Source organism: Massilia haematophila (assembly GCF_042647645.1).
Classification (GTDB): Bacteria; Pseudomonadota; Gammaproteobacteria; order Burkholderiales; family Burkholderiaceae_D; genus Telluria; species Telluria haematophila.
The window spans coordinates 1,702,501-1,719,044 of sequence record NZ_JBHRVV010000001.1 but is presented as its reverse complement, the minus strand read 5'-3'; the positions used below and the strand labels follow the sequence as shown (position 1 = coordinate 1,719,044).

Below are 16,544 nucleotides of genomic sequence, written 5' to 3'. Positions count from 1 at the left end.
AGGGATCGATGAAGCAGCGCTCCCAACTCGGATGGACGATCGCCGCGCTGGCGTCGGCCGTGCTGCTCGCCGCGCTCTGGGCCTTCCCGCTGCTGTGGGCCCTGTCGACGGCGCTGCGCCCGGAACACGAAACCGTATCGGCCGTGTTCCACTGGCTGCCGCAGACCTGGACCCTGGACGCTTTCCGCAAGACGCTTAGCGCCGGCAACATGCCGCGCTGGCTGTTCAACAGCGCCCTGGTGGCGCTCCTCGTCACCGTGGTGACGATGGCGATCAGCCTGATGGCAGCCTACGCCTTTTCCCAGCTGCGTTTCCGCGGCCGTTCGCTGCTGTTCGCCCTGGCCATGCTGGCCTTCCTGCTGCCCTTCGAGGCCCTGCTGGTGCCGCTGTTTCGCACCATGCACCAGCTGGGCATGATCAACAGCTACGCCGGTCTGGTGCTGCCGCAGGTGGTGTCGCCGGTCGTGATCTACGTGTTCAAGCAGTTCTTCGACCAGATACCGGCCGACTTCCGCGAAGCGGCGGTGATGGACGGCGCCGGTCCCTTGCGCGTGCTGTGGAGCGTCTACCTGCCGATCTCGGGCAACATCGTGTGGGCGATGGCGATCGTCACCTTCATCGGCGCCTGGAACAACTTCCTCTGGCCCTTCATCATCGTCACCTCGAACGAGATGATGACGATCCCGCTGGGCCTGACCCAGACCTACGACGCCTTCGGGGTGCGCTACGCCCAGCTGATGGCCGCCGCGCTGCTGGGCGCGCTGCCGGTCGGGCTGGCCTATATCGCTTTCCAGCGCCGCGTGACCCAGGGCTTCCTTGCGGCGAGCGGCCTCAAAGGCTAACCATTCAGGAGACCACATGGCATCGGTCAGCCTACGCGGCATCAAGAAGCAGTACGAGAACAACAGCGTCATCAAGGGCATCGACCTGACGATCGAGGACGGCGAATTCGTGGTCTTCGTCGGCCCCTCCGGCTGCGGCAAGTCGACCCTGCTGCGCATCATCGCCGGCCTGGAAGACATCAGCGAAGGCACGCTTGAGATCGGCGGGCGCGTCAGCAACGACGTCGAGCCGGCCAAACGCGGCATCGCCATGGTGTTCCAAAGTTACGCCCTCTATCCGCACATGAGCGTGGCGGAGAACATGGGCTTTGCGCTGAAGCTGGCGAAAGTGCCGAAGGCGGAGATCGCGGAGCGGGTAGGGCGCGCGGCCGAGATCCTGCAGATCGGCCACCTGCTCGAGCGCAAGCCGAAGGCGCTGTCGGGCGGCCAGCGCCAGCGCGTGGCGATCGGCCGCGCCATCGTGCGCAAACCCGATGTCTTCCTGTTCGACGAGCCCTTGTCGAACCTGGACGCGGCCCTGCGCGGCCAGACCCGGGTCGAGCTGGCGCGCCTGCACCGGGAACTGAAAAGCACGATGATCTACGTGACCCACGACCAGGTCGAAGCGATGACCCTCGGCCAGAAGATCGTGGTCCTGAACGGCGGCCGTATCGAGCAGGTCGGCACGCCTTTCGAGCTGTACGAACGCCCGGCCAACCGCTTCGTGGCCGGCTTCCTCGGCTCCCCGCGCATGAATTTCTTCGATGCGACGCTCGTCCACCAGGGCGAACGCGGCGCCACCGTGGCGCTGGCCGGCGGGGCCAGGGTCCAGGTCGCGGCCGATGCCGCGCGCGTCCGGGCCGGCGTCCCGGTCACGCTCGGGGTCCGGCCCGAGCACCTGCAGATGGCCAGGCCGGGGGGCGAGGGCGGCGGCATTGCGGCCACCGTCGCCCTGGTCGAGTACCTGGGCGACGTCACCCTGGTCTACTTCCACGTCGACGGCGTGGCCGAGATGGTGGCGGTCAAGTGCGACGCCGACACCGCGCCCCCGAGCCCGGGGAGCAAGGCGGAACTGGTGTTCCCGGCCACGCGCGCCTTCCTGTTCGACGAGGAGGGACGGGTGTTCGCGCCGGGATGGGTCGAGAGCACCGCTGAGCCGCCGGCTGCGCGGGCGTCGGCCGCGCGCATGCCGTGAACGGTGCGGCGTGAAGAGTGTGGCATGGGGCAGACGACATGACGTTTTCGGATAGCTCCTGCGTTTTTCGTTATGGGTGACGGCCGGGCCGGCCTCGTAAGATTTCGTCAAGGCCCAGGCCGGCAGCGGCCGGCGGCCCGGGAGCGTCACTCTCATACAAAACCCAGGAGACAAGCATGACCCGATTCACAGTCAAGCCGCTCTGCGCCGCCCTGATGCTGGCGTGGGCTTACGGGGCGCCGGCGCTGGCGCAAAGCGGCGCCGACAGCGCCTCCGCCGGGTCGACGGGCCAGGCCAACCAGGCTGCCGACCGGCAGGCCGCCGTGGCCGCGCAGCCGGCAGGCCAGCCGCCCGCCGACGCCCAGCCGGCCCAGCCGGTCCAGGCAGTGTCGGTGGTGCAGGTCACCGGCCTGCGCCAGAGCCTGCGTTCGGCCGAGAGCATCAAGCGCGACGCGCTGCAGGTGGTCGACGCCATCAATGCCGAGGACATCGGCAAGTTCCCCGACCGCCAGGCCGGCGACGCCCTGCAGCGCGTGGCCGGGGTGCAGGTCGGGCGCGACCGCGGCCAGACCGACACCGTCATCATCCGCGGCCTGCCGGACGTGGTCACGACCATCGATGGCAACGAGATCTTCACCGCCGCCCAGCGCCGCCTGTCCTACCAGGATTTGCCGGTGCAGTCGATCTCCGGCCTTGAGGTCTACAAGTCGGCCACCCCGACCCAGCTCGAGGGCGGCATCGCCGGCGCCGTCAACGTGCGTTTGCGCTCGCCCTTCGACGCCAAGGGCCTCAGTTTCACCGGCTTCGTCGAGGACCGCATGCAGAAGACCAACGGCAGCGATGCGACGAAAGACCGGCACAACCCCGGCGGCGGCTTCTCGGTCAGCAACCGCTGGGACACCGGCGTCGGCGAAATGGGCGCGCTGCTCGACGTCGCCGTGTTCCGCGAGAACTGGGCCTATCCGGTGCAATGGGTCGACCGCCCCGAGAACGTGTTCTCGGTGAACGCGGACGGCACCGCGACCCGCCTCGACAACCGGGTGCCGCCGGTGGCGGCCCCGGGCGAAGTGCTGGGCCAGCTGCCGAACATCGGCGGCATCTACAACAGCGGCAAGCGCGAGCGCCAGAGCATCCACGGCGCCTTCCAGTGGAAGATCAGCCCGCAGCTGCAGGCAAGCGCCCAGTACCTGGGCATGGGCTATCAGGGCCGCAACGCGGTCAACTACATTCTCGACATCGTCACCTGGGCGCCGCGCCTGACCAACGTGGCGCTGGCGCCGCAGGGCAGCCACTGCAATACGCGGCGCGGCACGATCTGCCCGATCCTGTCGGCCGACGCTGCGGCCGCCCAGTTCGGCCCCGGCGCCTATGACTGGGACCCCTACATGGCGACCAGCACCTGGGGCCAGGACGAGCGCACCCGTACCAACTACCTGAACCTCGCGCTGCGCTACGCGAACGGCCCGCTGACGGTGAATACCCACGTGGCCTACACCCGCTCGAAGTTCGTCAACGACACCATCATCGTCGACCAGCAGGTCCCGGGCGCCAGCTCCAGCGTGTACGCGGTCGGCGCCGACGGCCATGGCGGCTACAACGCGGTCACCACGCCGGGCAGCGCGAATGCCTTGCGCGACCCGAACGGGTTCGTGCTGCGCGGCCTGGTCCAGAACTGGAACGAACAGGCCGGCAACCAGTGGCAGTGGCGCGCAGACGGCACCTACCGCCTCGGCGGCGACTTCTTCCGCGCCATCCTGGCGGGTGTGCGCCTGTCCCAGCGCAAGGCCAGCTACCACGGCGCCGAACGCGCGTCCGATCTTGCCAATACCAACCGCCCGACCCCGATCGGCCTGTTCGGCCCTGGCTTCGAACAGCTGGTGCCGGGCCTGGACCGCCTGGGCGGCCCCTGGTACACGCCGTCGTCCGACTTCCTGCTCGATAACGCCGACACCGTGCGCAATGCCTATGGCCAGCCGAGCGGCCGCGTGCCCGACGACCCGACCCGCCTGTTCGACCAGAAGGAACGCAACGCCACCTTCTACCTGTCGGGACGCTGGGAAACCGAGTTCGGCGGCGTGAAGGTCAGCGGCGAAGCGGGTGCACGCGTACTGCGCGACAAGCGCACGCTGCGCGGCCAGAACCGCATCGGCGACGTGGTCAGCGACGTCAGCCTGTCGACCTCCGAGACCAACGTGTTGCCGAGCATCTCGGCGGTCGTCAACTGGAACGAGCAATGGCAGTCGCACCTGTCGGCCGGCAAGACCCTGACCCGTCCGGGCTTCCGCGAGCTGAACCCGGCGCTGTCCCTGGTTCCGCCGACGGTGAACGCCCCGGGCAGCGGCGGTTCGGGCAACCCCTACCTGGAACCGACCCGCTCCAAGAATATCGATGCCACGCTGGAGTACTATTTCGCGAAGAACGGCTATGCCCAGATCGCGCTGTTCCACCGCGATATCGACGGTTACCTGCAGAACTTCACCCAGGACGAGAGCATCGGCGGCGTGACCTACCGCGTGACGCGTCCGCAGAACTCGGGCAAGGGCACGCTGCGCGGCGCGGAATTCGGCATCCAGAAGTTCTTCGACTTCCTGCCCGGTATCTGGAGCGACTTCGGCGTCCAGGCCAACTACACCTGGATCGACGGCGACAACGAGACCAGAACGAGCTTCGGCAGCGACGTCTACGAGAAAACCGCCCTGATCGGCGTGGCCAAGCAGAACTACAACCTCGCGCTGCTCTACGAGCGCAACGGCGTCACCGGCCGCCTGGCCGCGACGCGCCGCGGCGACTACGTCGAGCAGATCGCCGAGCCGCCCTTCGCCCAGGACCGCGTGGTCAAGGCCACCACCTTCGTCGACCTGAGTATCGGCTACGAGGTGACGCCGAACGTGTCGCTGCACTTCGACGCGATCAACCTGACCAAGGCCAAGTTCGAGAGTTCGCTCGGGCCATACCAGCCGCGCGACATCCGCTACAACCCGACCACCTACGCGCTCAGCCTGCGCTACAAAATGTGAGGGCCAGGGTCCCGTTCAAGGAGAAGCGATTGCAGCGCACCTACCAGAACCCGGTCTATCCGGAGACCTTCGCCGACCCCTTCGTGCTGAAGCACGAGGGCGTCTATTACGCCTACGGCACGGGCCCAGCCGGCGCGGACGGCCGCCAGGTGCCGGTGCTGCGTTCGGCGGACCTGGTCGCGTGGGAGCCCCTCGGCCATGCGCTGGCGCCGACCGGCGCCTTGCACTACTGGGCGCCGGAAGTGGCCTTCCACGCGGGCCGCTTCTACATGTACTACTCATCGGGCTCGGCCGACGAGGGCACCGACCAGAAGCTGCGCGTGGCCGTCGCCGACGATCCGGCCGGCCCCTTCGTCGATTGCGGCAAGATCCTGGTGCCGGACCAGCCGTTCTCGATCGACGCCCATCCCTACCGGCACCTCGACGGCGAGTGGTACCTGTTCTATTGCGTCGATTTCCTCGACATCGAGGACGACCACCGGGTCGGCACCGGCATCGTGGTCGACCGCCTGCTCGACATGACGACCCTGGCCGGCCAGCCCCAGGTCGTGGTGCGCCCGCACCAGGACTGGCACATCTTCCGCAAGGGGCGCACCATGTACGGCAGCGTCCACGACTGGCACACGGTGGAGGGCGCCGCGGTGCAGGTGCACGATGGCCGCGTCTACTGCTTCTACAGCGGCGGCGCCTGGGAGCGCGAGAACTACGGCGTCAGCTACGTCTTGGCCGACCACCCGCTCGGACCGTATCGCCGGCCCGAGGGCGGGCACGAGGCGCTGCTGATGCGCAGCCGGCCCGGCATCCTCGGGCCGGGACACAACTCCTTCACCACCTCGCCCGACGACAGCCAGACCTGGATCGTGTATCACGCCTGGGACACGGCCCAGACCGCGCGCCGCATGTGCATCGACCTGTTGAACTGGGAAGACGGGCGGCCGGTCACGCAAGGGCCGACCAGTGGGGGGCAGGAGGCGCCTGCAGGGTGAGTTCAGGGCGCGTATGTGACTTGCATCAAAAGTTATGCATTGATTGGAGTCAGGCTCAACTTGATGTGGGGGTTTGACGGTCCTTAAGGATGGGAATACGCTAATGCTTGTCCGGCGCCCGGTGTGCAGACCGAACGCCGGATAGTTTTAAATAATCAATGCAAAGGCAGCGATGTCGCGATGAAGACGACGATGATCGCCGGATGTAGGTGGATCGTAAACCTGAAACTTCGCAACGCGTATGTCATTCGCATTTGAGTCCTTTCTATGTTGTGCCAGGGGCCGGGAACCCCTCCCGGCCCTTTTTTTGACTGACCACATAATTATGTAGCCGAACCGACAATTCACAGTTGCGTGTAGTCACACCGTTCGGGGCGAACTCCTCCATCGCTTGGCTGTCCAGTCCTTCTCCTCCCGCGTCGGTGCCCATCGGTTCCGAACGCTGGTAGCGTCACTCCAAGTGCTCCGCTACCTTAACGCGGCGCCGCGCTCATAAAGACCCATAGCGTCGCTGCTGCGCGCACGGTCGGTTCGGTGGTCGGTCTCACGCCTTCCATGGAGCTTGTGCCGAGCCAGCAGGATAAGGATCGCAAGGCTGGCGAAGGGCGCAGCGCGTCCCGGCAGGGAGCAGGCTCACTTGCCATCGTCGAACTCATCGACCAGGCGGCGTAGCTCCTGGAGGTCTGCGGGCGACAGCTTGCGCCGGCTGCCGAAGTGCGCGACCAGCGGCGCGATGCGCCCGCCGAACAGACGCTGCACCAGGCCCTCGCTTTCGCGCGCCAGCCAGTCCTCGCGCCGCAGCACCGCATGGTAGAGGAAACGCCGTCCATCCTTGGTGGCCGCGATCGCACCCTTCTTGAGCAGACGGTTGAGGAGGGTCTTGACGGTGGCGCTTTGCCAGTGCTGGCTTTCGGAAAGGGCAACCACGACCTGTTCGGCCACGACGGGTCCGGGTGCGCGCCACAGCACCTCCATGACGTGCGTCTCGGCGTCGCTGATGTTGGTTTCAGAAGTAGTCGGCATGAGAGAATCATTTACAGTTGTAATCGCCAGCGATGATTACACTCGTAATCGACGCTGTCAAGCACTGGCCGCAGCCTGGATGCCGAAGGTCGCCGGTTTTTCGCCGCTATGTCTTCCATTGCACCGTCCGCGCCGGCGATGTCCTGCACACTCGGCGCTATCGGAGAGCCCGCAGGGCCGATGGGAAAACGTTAAAATTGCCCGATCGTAAGCACAGCAACCTTGAAGGGAAACAGATGGCGACATCGCGCATGACCGTCGAGCAGGGCATACAGGCAGCCGGTGTCGGCAAATTCCAGTACCGCCTGTTCATGATCTTCGGCCTGGTCTGGATGGCCGACGCCATGCAGGTGCTGTCGATCGGCTTCACCGCGCCCTCGATCGCGAAAACCTTCGGCATCGCCATGCCGCAGGCGCTCGAGACCGGCACCGTATTTTTCGTCGGCATGCTGCTCGGCGCCTTCGGTTTCGGCCGCCTGGCCGACCGCATCGGACGCCGCCCGGTGCTGATGACGGCGGTGCTGGTCGACGCCTGCTTCGGCGTCGCCTCCGCCTTTGCGCCGGATTTCACCTGGCTGCTGGCGCTGCGCTTCCTGACCGGCATCGGCGTCGGCGGCACGCTGCCGGTCGACTACACGATGATGGCCGAATTCCTGCCGAGCGACCGGCGCGGGCGCTGGCTGGTGCTGCTCGAATCCTTCTGGGCGGTCGGCACCATCCTGCTGGCGGTGCTGGCCCTGGTGGCGCTGCGCTGGGGCGAGGACGCCTGGCGCGTGATCTTCTTCGTGACCGGGATCCCGGCCCTGGTGGGCGTGGTGCTGCGCCTGTCGATTCCCGAGTCGCCGATGTACCTGAACCGCAGCGGCATGCCGGAGCAGGCGCGCGCGGTGCTCGAGCGCGTCGCGCGGGTGAATGGCCGCCAGGTGGCGATTCCCGCGCTGCATCAGGAAAGCCCGGTCAAGCACGGGCTGTCGGCGCTGTTCTCGCACGGACTGCTGCGCCGCAGCGTCTGCCTGTTCGCGGCCTGGGCGCTGATCTCGATCGCCTACTACGGCGTGTTCGTCTACCTGCCGGTGCGCCTGAGCAGCGAAGGCTTCGGCTTCATGCGCGGCCAGGAATTCCTGATCCTGCTCGCCCTGGTGCAGTTGCCCGGCTTCGCGCTGTCGGCCTACGGCGTGGAACGCTGGGGCAGGAAGCCCACCCTGATCGGCTTCCTGCTGCTGAGCGCCCTGGGCTGCATGCTCTACAGCTTCGGCAGCGCCACCGCGGTGGTGGTCGGCTCGACCCTGTTGATGAGCTTTGCGCTGCTGGGGACCTGGGGCGCGCTGTACGCCTTTACGCCCGAGGTCTACCCGACCGACCTGCGCGCCAGCGGCATGGGCACGGCCGGCGCGGTGGCGCGCTTCGGCGGCCTGTTCGCGCCGGCCATCGTGGCGCCGGTGATGGCGACCCACTTCACACTGGCGCTGGCCATGCTGGCCGGCTTTCTGGCGCTCGGGGCGCTGGCGATTGCACTCGTGGACGTGGAGTCGCGCAACCGCGTGCTGGAGTGAAGCGGCTCGCCAGCTGCTGCGTCATGCCGCAGACGGCAGTTCGGGCAACTCGGCACCTTTGCAAATGCGTTGTGCGTTCAGTACCGGCACAATCTCGTTCCATTTAGTCCGGATGCTCTCGCGCCAGCGCAGATAGTCTGCACTGTCCTGCATCTCGGCGTGTACCGTTGGAATTTCCGGCGACGACGAGCGGGAATGCCAGAATTGCGAGGCGGTGATGACGGCTTCTTCAAGAAAGTCGAGGCATGCATCGGGGTCCTCGCTGAGCGGGAAAAAGTCGGGATAGCGAAGAATATACTGATGCGTATCTCGAACGATCTCGAGCATGCGCGCCGATGGACGCGGATGGCCGCCTAGCAGCGGATAGAGCTGCCGGCTACCGCGTTCCTCATGCAGCAGATAGCAGAATATGCACATGCCCACCAGCGCCAGCCAGACCATCCGCGTCGTCTGCTCGCGATGCTGCGGCTTCCCGTCGGGTGTGCTCGACATGGCCCGGATCACGTCCATGGTGCGCTTGACGCCTTCGAAATCGGCGCAGCGTTCGAGCGTCTGCGCAAGAAGCGCCTCCTCGCCTGTCAGTTCGGCATCGCCGTCGGCGTATTCGACATGCGCATCGTCATCCAGGGAATGGTTGCCGGCGCGGAGACCCAGCTTGCGGCGGAAGAGTCCATGTTGCTGGTTCAGGTGTCCGACTTCGTGAAAGACCGTGAACGAGAGTCCAAAGCGGAATAACCACAGATGGGTATCGCGCCAGACCTCTTTCGCAAACAGCGCGTACATCGCTTGCCGCATGCCGACGTACTTCACGTCGGCAGTGGAGCGCGTCTTGCAGAAATCGCCGGTGGCCTGATGCAGCTTGACGATCAGGCCGTCACGGATGCCGATTTCATGAGAGATCCGAGCGATGTCGCCAGGATTTGCACGCGCATTGACACTCTCGCCTGGCATGGAAACCCAGGAAATTTCTTTGCCGTCGCGATATCCCAGCACGCGCATCCTGTCGAGGCATACATCGATCCAATGACATGTAATCTCGAACGGTGTCGAATTAACGCCGATATTCATAGTGTCCCTGTTTTGAAAAGAAAAGCTTGTTTTGGTATCGCAGGCAGATGGCCTGGAACGGACGGTCTCGCGCCCATGACCGCATTGCAGGATAGCAGCCTGGCGCTTGCCAAAATGCGCGCATTCCCACAGCCGGCAACTCGGCAACTCGGCAACTCGCCGCGGCGGCGGCCCGATCGGAAAACAATAATGCCGTTCAGGTTTTCCTGAACGGCATCGTCGTCTATCAAGCGGTCGTCATGGCTAAACCATCCCCGGGGGATGCCTCGGCATCCTCAGGGCACGTACTTCCAGGCCCCTTTCTCGATCCGCACCATTACCTGCGAACGCTGGTCCAGCCCCTGGTGGTTGGTCGGCGTCATGTTGAAGATGCCGTGCGAGGCCGGCAGGTTCTTGATGCCTTCCAGGCCGTCGCGCAGGGCGGCGCGGAATTCCTTGGTGCCCGGTTTTGCCTTCGGCACCGCCGTCTTCGCCGCTTCCTGCAGCAGCAGGGCGGCATCCCAGGCGTGGCCGCCGAAGGTCGACAGGCTGTCCTTGTTGTAGGCGGCCGTGTATTTGTTGACGTAGGCCAGCGCCGATTTCTTCACCGGGTTGGCGTCGGGCAGCTGGGCGGCGACCAGCATCGGGCCGGCCGGGATGAAGGTGCCTTCGCAGTCGGCGCCGCAGACGCGCAGGAAGTCGCTGTTGGCAACGCCGTGGGTCTGGTAGATCTTGCCGCGGTAGCCGCGTTCGCGCAGCGCCTTTTGCGGCAGCGCGGCCGGGGTGCCGGAGGCGGCGATCAGGATCGCGTCCGGATTGGCCGAGACCAGTTTCAGCACCTGGCCGGTGACCGAGGTGTCGGTGCGGGCGAAGCGTTCGTTGGCCACGACCTTGATCTTGCGCACGTCCGCCATCTTCTGGGCCTCGGTCCACCAGCCGTCGCCGTAGGCGTCGCTGAAGCTGATGAAGCCCATGCTCTTGACGCCGTTGTTCGCCATGTGCTGGGTGATGGCGGCCGCCATCTGGCCGTCGTGCTGGGTGGTCTTGAATACCCAGTGGCGCTTGGCGTCCATCGGCTCGACGATGCGCGAGCCGCCGGCGATCGAGATCATCGGGGTCTGGGTCTCCGCCGCCACTTCCAGCATGGCCAGCGAGGTCGGCGTGATCGAGGAGCCGATCAGGAGGTCGACCTTGTCTTCGGAAACCAGCTTGCGCGCGTTCTTGACGGCCTGGGTGGCGTCGGAGGCGTCGTCGAGCACGATGTACTGCACCTTCTGGCCGGCGATCTCGGCCGGGAACAGCGAGACGGTGTTCTTCTCGGGGATGCCGAGCGAGGCGGCCGGGCCGGTGGTCGAGATCGAGACGCCGACCTTGATCTGCGCGTGGACGTTGGCGGCAGCCAGGGTGGCGAGGGCGGCGAGCGCGAGGACGCGCTTGCGGACGAGAGGGAAACGCGGTGTTGCGGTCATGCCAGTCTCCTTTGTTGTTTTGAAGTGGGTGCCGCCAACCGTTCCAGCGAAGACGAACGAGGCGGGAACACGCCATAGTATAGGCCGCTCGGCTGGAAAAAATGTCGATTTTCAATGTTTTTCGAATATCATCTACGCATAAGCGGGCGTTGCCGGAGTCATTCCCGAAGCGCCGCCCATAACAACGATTGGAGAGAGGAGGGCCACGCGGGCGTGGCCGGCCCGTGGCGCGCCGTACGTCGGTAGCGGCGCCGCCGCCGGGAGCCGTCGCGCCCATCGGCAGCGGTATGGATCTATCTATCTTCGCCATCCTGACCCAGGACGGCATCGCCAGCGGCGCGGTGTACGTGCTGCTGGCCCTGGCGCTGGTGCTGGTGTTCTCGATCACCCGCGTCATCTTCATTCCGCTGGGCGAGTTCGTCGCCTTCGGGGCCCTGACCATGGCCGCCTTCCAGGCCGGCCACTTCCCGCAAAGCGCCACCCTGCTGGTGATCCTGGGCGTCGCCAGCTTCGCGCAGGAAGCGTTCGTCACCTTGCGCAGTCCGGCCGGCCAGCACACGCCGGGCCGTGCGCTGGCCGTATCCTTTCTCAAGTTCGTGCTGCTGCCGGTCGCCGTCTACGGAATCGCACGCAGCGTCGACGGCGCGGCCCTGCCGATGCTGGCGCAACTGCTGCTGGCCTTTGCCATCGTGGTGCCGATGGGGCCGATGGTCTACCGTCTGGCCTTCCAGCCGCTGGCCGAGAGCCCGGTGCTGGTCCTCCTGATCGTGGCGGTTGCCGTGCACCTGGTGATGCTCGGCATCGGCCTGGTGCTGTTCGGCGCCGAAGGCTCGCGCACGACGCCGTTCTGGACGGAAGTCTTCAACCTCGGCACGGTGACGATTTCGGGCCAGAGCGTGGTCGTGATCGCGGCGGCGCTGCTCCTGATCGGCGCGCTCTGGCTGTATTTCGACCGCACCCTGTCCGGCAAGGCGCTGCGCGCCACGGCGGTCAACCGGCGCGGCGCGCGCCTGGTCGGCATCGGCACGGTCCAGGCCGGGCGCCTGGCCTTCCTGCTGGCCTCGATCATCGGCACCCTGTGCGGCGTCCTGATCGCGCCGATCACCACGGTTTACTACGACAGCGGCTTCCTGATGGGGCTGAAGGGTTTCGTCGGCGCCATCATCGGTGGCCTGGCGAGTTATCCGCTGGCCGCCGGCGGCGCGCTGCTGGTCGGACTGCTCGAGGCCTATTCCTCGTTCTACGCCAGCGCGCTGAAGGAGGTCATCGTGTTCACCCTGATCATTCCGGTGCTGCTGTGGCGCTCGATCGTCCATCCCCAGGTCGAGGAGGAGGAAGCATGACGCGCCGTTCGCTGCTCATCTTCGGACTGGCGGCGCTGGCCTTCGGCCTGCTGCCGCTGCCGCCGTACTGGATCACCCTCGGCAACTACATCGGCCTGTATGCGATCGTCGCCCTCGGCCTGGTGCTGCTGACCGGCGTCGGCGGCCTGACCTCCTTCGGCCAGGCGGCTTTCGTCGGCCTCGGCGCCTACGCCACCGCTTACCTCGCCACCGCCCACGGCCTGTCGCCCTGGCTGGGGCTGGTCTGCGGCCTCGTCATCACGGCCGGCTGTGCGCTGTTCATCGGCGCCATCATGCTGCGCCTGTCGGGCCACTACCTGCCGCTCGGGACCATCGCCTGGGGCCTGTCGCTATACTACCTGTTCGGGAACATGGAATTCCTCGGCAAGTACGACGGCATCGCCGGCATCCCGCCGATCACGCTGTTCGGCCTCGATCTCGGCTCCGGCAAGAGCATGTACTTCATGATCTGGCTGGCGGTGCTCGGCTTTGTGGCCGTGCTGCGCAACCTGCTCGATTCGCGCTCCGGGCGGGCGATCCGCGCGCTCAAGGGCGGCGCCCTGATGGCCGAGGCGATGGGGGTGAACACCGCGGCCATGAAGATCCGGATTTTCGTGATCGCGGCGTTGCTGGCCTGCGTCTCGGGCTGGCTCTACGCCCACCTGCAGCGCGCCGTGAACCCGTCGCCCTTCGGCCTGAATTCCGGCATCGAATACCTGTTCATGGCGGTGATCGGCGGCGCCGGCTACCTGTGGGGCGCGATCCTCGGCGCAGCGGTGCTGACCATCCTGAAGGACCAGCTGCAAAGCTGGCTGCCGTCCCTGATCGGCGCCAACGGGAACTTCGAGATCATCGTGTTCGGCATCCTGATGGTGATCCTGCTGCAGCGCGCGCGCAACGGGCTCTGGCCCTTCATCGCCCAGTACCTGCCGCAGCGGCCGGCGGCGGTGGCGCCGGACAGTGCGCCCGAGGGTGGCGCGGCCCTGCCGCAGCGGGACAAGGCGGCGCCGGGCTATCCGCTGCTGGTGGTCGACAAGGCGCGCAAGCAGTTCGGCGGCCTGGTCGCGGTGAACGACATGAGCTTCACGGTGCACGGCGGCGAGATCGTCGGCCTGATCGGGCCGAACGGCGCCGGCAAGTCGACCATGTTCAACCTGGTGACGGGCGTGCTGCCGGCCAGCGGCGGCGAGATCCGCCTGCGCCGCGGCGAGGCCCTGGCGCGCATCGACACGCTGCCGGCGCGCGAGATCGTCAAGCTCGGCATCGGCCGCAGCTTCCAGCACGTGCACCTGCTGCCGGAAATGACCGTGCTGGAGAACGTCGCCATCGGCGCCCACCTGCGCGCACGGCGTGGCGTGCTGGCCAGCGCGCTGCGGCTCGACCGCGAGGAAGAGGCGGCGCTGCTGTTCGAGGCGCGCCGCCAACTCGAGCGCGTGGGGCTGGGCGAACTGCAGTACGAGCAGGCCGGCAACCTGGCGCTCGGCCAGCAGCGCATCCTGGAGATCGCGCGCGCATTGTGCGCCGATCCGGCGCTGCTCCTGCTCGACGAACCGGCGGCCGGCCTGCGCTATAAGGAGAAGCAGGCGCTGGCGAGCCTGATCAACAAACTGAAAGGCGAGGGCATGAGCATCCTGCTGGTCGAGCACGACATGGACTTCGTGATGAACCTGGCCGACCGGCTGGTCGTGATGGAGTTTGGGACCAAGATCGCGGAAGGCGCGCCGGCCCAGGTGCAGCAGGACCCGGCCGTGCTGGAAGCCTACCTCGGAGGAATCGACTGAATGAACACGCCCATTCTCCAGATCGACGGGCTGCACGTCGCCTACGGCAAGGTCGAGGCCCTGCATGGCCCGAGCATCACGGTCGGCGCCGGCCAGATCGTCACCGTCATCGGCCCGAACGGCGCCGGCAAGTCGACCATGCTCAACGCCGTCGCCGGCGCGCTGGGCGCGACCGCCTTGACCCGCGGGGCCGTACGGCTGGGCGGCGTGGACGTGAGCGCGTACCCGGTCGAGGGGCGCGTCGCCCGCGGCATGAGCCTGGTGCCGGAAAGCCGCGACCTGTTCACCACCATGAGCGTCGAGGACAACCTGCTGCTCGGCAGCTACAGCCGCTACAAGCGCGGCGACAAGGATTACGCGGAGCAGCTCGGCTTCGTCTACGAATTGTTCCCGCGCCTGCGCGAGCGGCGGTCGCAGGCGGCCGGCACGATGTCGGGCGGCGAGCGCCAGATGGTGGCGCTGGGCCGCGCTTTGATGGCCAAGCCCACCTTGCTGATGCTGGACGAGCCCAGCCTCGGCCTGGCGCCGCTGATCGTCAAGGAGATCTTCCGCGTCATCGTGCGCCTGAAGGAGACCGGCGTCGGCATCCTGCTGGTCGAGCAGAACGCGCGCGCCGCGCTGCAGGCCGCGGACTACGGCTATGTGCTGGAAACCGGCGAGGTGGTGATGGAAGGACCGGCCGCGACGCTGGCGAACGATCCGCGGGTGATCGATACCTATCTCGGCCTGAACAAGAAGACAGCCTAGGAGCGCCTAACAAAACCTCCATAGCTGCGTTGCAGCGCCTCGCCGTACAGGCGTACTGTCTTCGTCGCCGCGTCGGGTGGCCGCATCCCTTGCCCTGAAGGTTTTGTTAGGCGCTCTAAGTCTAGCTGCCCAGCCAGCATTCGAGGGCCGCGATCACCGGCGCGTCGTTCGGATGGACAGCCACCTGCCGCAGCCGGTCGAGCGGCGCCAAGTGGACTGCCTGCGATTCCCAGCCCATGCAGCCCGGGCTGCCGCCGGTGCGGCGCGCAATGTAATAGCGCGTGTAAGTCTGGGTGCGCCGGATGTCGAGCAGGAAGGCGTCGACCCGCACCCGCAGCCCCGACTCCTCGAAGGCTTCGCGCACGCTGGCGCACTGCAGGCTGGTGCCGGGGTCGACCCGTCCCTTCGGGAAGGTGGCAGCATAGCCGCCGAAGCGGTTCGAGGGCGCGACCAGCCACACGCGCCCGTCGTCCTCCAGGATCACGGCCCCGGCAGCCGCCGCCATGCCCGCGGGCAGGACGAAGGGCGGCTCGTCGAGCGCGGCTTCCATGGCGCAGGCGCTCCAGCCCTGCGTCGTATCGGGCGCGTCGGTCCAGGGCGCTAAGGGCAGGCCGTTCAGCGCGGCCGGCAGCGCGCCGCCCGGGACGACGGTCGCGAGCGCGCGCGGATCGCTCCAGCTGGACAGGGGCGTGGGGATCGAGGGCTGGCGGATGGGGACGGGGCGGCCGTCGTCGTCGGGGCAGGGGTGCAGGATGCTCATCGGTCTGGTCTCGTGAAAACGAGATCATCCATGGAATGGGCCGCGCTGGCAATGCGTGCGCCGGCAGGGCTTGGGCCTGCCTCGCTGCGTAGGCTATGCTGTCGCCCCATATGAACTTTACCGCTCGCAAGCGCATGCTGAACAAGAACGACGTCGAGACGCTCGGCGACAACACAATTCATACAGACGCGGCGCTGCGCCTGCCGCCGCGGCCAGCGCTGGCTGCCGACGATGCGCAAGCGCAGGCAAAGGCACGCGCGCAGCGGGACGCCGAGGTGCGCGGGGTGACATCGATCGAGTCCATGCGCGAGGCCATCAAGCACGCATCGCGCGACCTTCCGACCTTGCACGAGGTGCCGAGCGTGGGCGCGATCGATGCCGCCGGCTTCCAGGCGCGCGCGGCCCAGGGGCTGCCGTTCCTGCTGCGCGGCGCGGCCAGGCGCTGGCCGCTGTGCGGGCTGACTCCGCAAACCCTGCGCGAGCGCTTCGGCGCGCTGCCGGTGCGGGCGCGCGTCGGCGACTACGTCGGCACCGCCTTCGCATCCGACCGGGCGATGCGCGACATGTCGATGCTCGACTACCTGGACCTGGTGGCGGAAGGTGAGCAGGCGCTGCCGCCTTATGTCGGCAACCTGGAGCTGCGCGCGCTGAACCGTTTCTGCCACTGGCCGGGCTGGCTCAGGAAGCCGGGCCCACCGCGCTTCTGGCTGGGACCGGCCGGAACGGTCACGCCGCTGCATTGCGACTACGACGACAACCTGTTCGCCCAGGTCTGGGGCAGCAAGCGTATCTTCCTGGCGCC

The 16,544-nt window shown here is 67.0% G+C and carries 13 protein-coding genes (1 of these 13 running past the window's edge); 9 read left to right on the top strand and 4 right to left on the bottom strand.

The genetic code is table 11. The features are described 5' to 3' along the window. Nucleotides 1–8 precede the first annotated feature (8 nt). The 4 genes from ACFOPH_RS07680 to ACFOPH_RS07665 all read left to right on the top strand — a co-directional run bounded on the left by ACFOPH_RS07680 (nucleotide 9) and on the right by ACFOPH_RS07665 (nucleotide 6,019). Nucleotides 9–842 (top strand): carbohydrate ABC transporter permease, encoded by an 834-nt coding sequence (locus ACFOPH_RS07680; protein WP_312551846.1) that lies wholly within the window; start codon nucleotides 9–11, stop codon nucleotides 840–842. Nucleotides 843–858: 16 nt separating this feature from the next. Beyond that, nucleotides 859–2,016 (top strand): ABC transporter ATP-binding protein, encoded by a 1,158-nt coding sequence (locus ACFOPH_RS07675; protein WP_379734546.1) that lies wholly within the window; start codon nucleotides 859–861, stop codon nucleotides 2,014–2,016. Nucleotides 2,017–2,192: 176 nt separating this feature from the next. After that, nucleotides 2,193–5,033 (top strand): TonB-dependent receptor, encoded by a 2,841-nt coding sequence (locus tag ACFOPH_RS07670; protein WP_379734544.1) that lies wholly within the window; start codon nucleotides 2,193–2,195, stop codon nucleotides 5,031–5,033. Between the two features lie 29 nt (nucleotides 5,034–5,062). Continuing rightward, nucleotides 5,063–6,019, top strand: coding sequence for a glycoside hydrolase family 43 protein (locus ACFOPH_RS07665; RefSeq protein WP_312551437.1), 957 nt, complete (start codon nucleotides 5,063–5,065; stop codon nucleotides 6,017–6,019). A 633-nt stretch (nucleotides 6,020–6,652) separates the two neighbouring features. Here ACFOPH_RS07665 and ACFOPH_RS07660 read toward each other — a convergent pair. Then, nucleotides 6,653–7,042 (bottom strand): BlaI/MecI/CopY family transcriptional regulator, encoded by a 390-nt coding sequence (locus ACFOPH_RS07660; RefSeq protein ID WP_312551438.1) that lies wholly within the window; start codon nucleotides 7,040–7,042, stop codon nucleotides 6,653–6,655. Nucleotides 7,043–7,278: 236 nt separating this feature from the next. Between ACFOPH_RS07660 and ACFOPH_RS07655 the strand changes: the two genes are divergently transcribed. Next, complete coding sequence (locus ACFOPH_RS07655; RefSeq protein WP_379734542.1) at nucleotides 7,279–8,595, top strand: MFS transporter; 1,317 nt, start codon at nucleotides 7,279–7,281, stop codon at nucleotides 8,593–8,595. Between the two features lie 21 nt (nucleotides 8,596–8,616). Here ACFOPH_RS07655 and ACFOPH_RS07650 read toward each other — a convergent pair whose 3' ends face one another. Continuing rightward, entirely contained in the window at nucleotides 8,617–9,663 is a 1,047-nt protein-coding gene (locus ACFOPH_RS07650) for a hypothetical protein (RefSeq protein WP_379734540.1), read from the bottom strand. Nucleotides 9,664–9,938: 275 nt separating this feature from the next. Beyond that, on the bottom strand, nucleotides 9,939–11,111 hold the full coding sequence (locus ACFOPH_RS07645) for an ABC transporter substrate-binding protein (protein WP_379734538.1): 1,173 nt from the start codon (nucleotides 11,109–11,111) through the stop codon (nucleotides 9,939–9,941). A gap of 287 nt (nucleotides 11,112–11,398) precedes the next feature. Here ACFOPH_RS07645 and ACFOPH_RS07640 point away from each other — a divergent pair, with 287 nt between their 5' ends. Genes ACFOPH_RS07640 through ACFOPH_RS07630 form a run of 3 tightly spaced genes read left to right on the top strand, consistent with a single transcriptional unit; the run spans nucleotide 11,399 to nucleotide 14,982 of the window. Then, nucleotides 11,399–12,454, top strand: coding sequence for a branched-chain amino acid ABC transporter permease (locus ACFOPH_RS07640; RefSeq protein ID WP_312551446.1), 1,056 nt, complete (start codon nucleotides 11,399–11,401; stop codon nucleotides 12,452–12,454). Then, nucleotides 12,451–14,235 carry a branched-chain amino acid ABC transporter ATP-binding protein/permease gene (locus ACFOPH_RS07635; protein WP_379734536.1) on the top strand — a complete coding sequence of 595 codons (1,785 nt, stop codon included), beginning with the start codon at nucleotides 12,451–12,453 and terminating at the stop codon, nucleotides 14,233–14,235. Before ACFOPH_RS07640 ends, ACFOPH_RS07635 begins: the two co-directional genes overlap by 4 nt. Beyond that, nucleotides 14,236–14,982, top strand: coding sequence for an ABC transporter ATP-binding protein (locus tag ACFOPH_RS07630; RefSeq protein ID WP_379734534.1), 747 nt, complete (start codon nucleotides 14,236–14,238; stop codon nucleotides 14,980–14,982). A gap of 121 nt (nucleotides 14,983–15,103) precedes the next feature. Here ACFOPH_RS07630 and ACFOPH_RS07625 read toward each other — a convergent pair whose 3' ends face one another. Next, complete coding sequence (locus ACFOPH_RS07625; protein ID WP_379734532.1) at nucleotides 15,104–15,742, bottom strand: NUDIX hydrolase; 639 nt, start codon at nucleotides 15,740–15,742, stop codon at nucleotides 15,104–15,106. 110 nt (nucleotides 15,743–15,852) lie between these two features. Between ACFOPH_RS07625 and ACFOPH_RS07620 the strand changes: the two genes are divergently transcribed. Then, nucleotides 15,853–16,544, top strand: the 5' portion of a protein-coding gene (locus tag ACFOPH_RS07620; RefSeq protein ID WP_379734530.1) for a cupin-like domain-containing protein. It continues 277 nt past the right edge of the window; 692 of the gene's 969 nt are visible here — the first part of the coding sequence; it begins with the start codon at nucleotides 15,853–15,855; its stop codon lies beyond the right edge, outside the window.

Bases quoted from the DNA above. Each gene is read 5' to 3' on its own strand.
- ACFOPH_RS07680 (WP_312551846.1), top strand. From the start codon at position 9: ATGAAGCAGCGCTCCCAACTCGGATGGACGATCGCCGCGCTGGCGTCG.
- ACFOPH_RS07645 (WP_379734538.1), bottom strand. From the start codon at position 11,111: ATGACCGCAACACCGCGTTTCCCTCTCGTCCGCAAGCGCGTCCTCGCG.
- ACFOPH_RS07630 (WP_379734534.1), top strand. From the start codon at position 14,236: ATGAACACGCCCATTCTCCAGATCGACGGGCTGCACGTCGCCTACGGC.
- ACFOPH_RS07635 (WP_379734536.1), top strand. From the start codon at position 12,451: ATGACGCGCCGTTCGCTGCTCATCTTCGGACTGGCGGCGCTGGCCTTC.
- ACFOPH_RS07655 (WP_379734542.1), top strand. From the start codon at position 7,279: ATGGCGACATCGCGCATGACCGTCGAGCAGGGCATACAGGCAGCCGGT.
- ACFOPH_RS07640 (WP_312551446.1), top strand. From the start codon at position 11,399: ATGGATCTATCTATCTTCGCCATCCTGACCCAGGACGGCATCGCCAGC.
- ACFOPH_RS07625 (WP_379734532.1), bottom strand. From the start codon at position 15,742: ATGAGCATCCTGCACCCCTGCCCCGACGACGACGGCCGCCCCGTCCCC.
- ACFOPH_RS07650 (WP_379734540.1), bottom strand. From the start codon at position 9,663: ATGAATATCGGCGTTAATTCGACACCGTTCGAGATTACATGTCATTGG.
- ACFOPH_RS07670 (WP_379734544.1), top strand. From the start codon at position 2,193: ATGACCCGATTCACAGTCAAGCCGCTCTGCGCCGCCCTGATGCTGGCG.
- ACFOPH_RS07660 (WP_312551438.1), bottom strand. From the start codon at position 7,042: ATGCCGACTACTTCTGAAACCAACATCAGCGACGCCGAGACGCACGTC.
- ACFOPH_RS07675 (WP_379734546.1), top strand. From the start codon at position 859: ATGGCATCGGTCAGCCTACGCGGCATCAAGAAGCAGTACGAGAACAAC.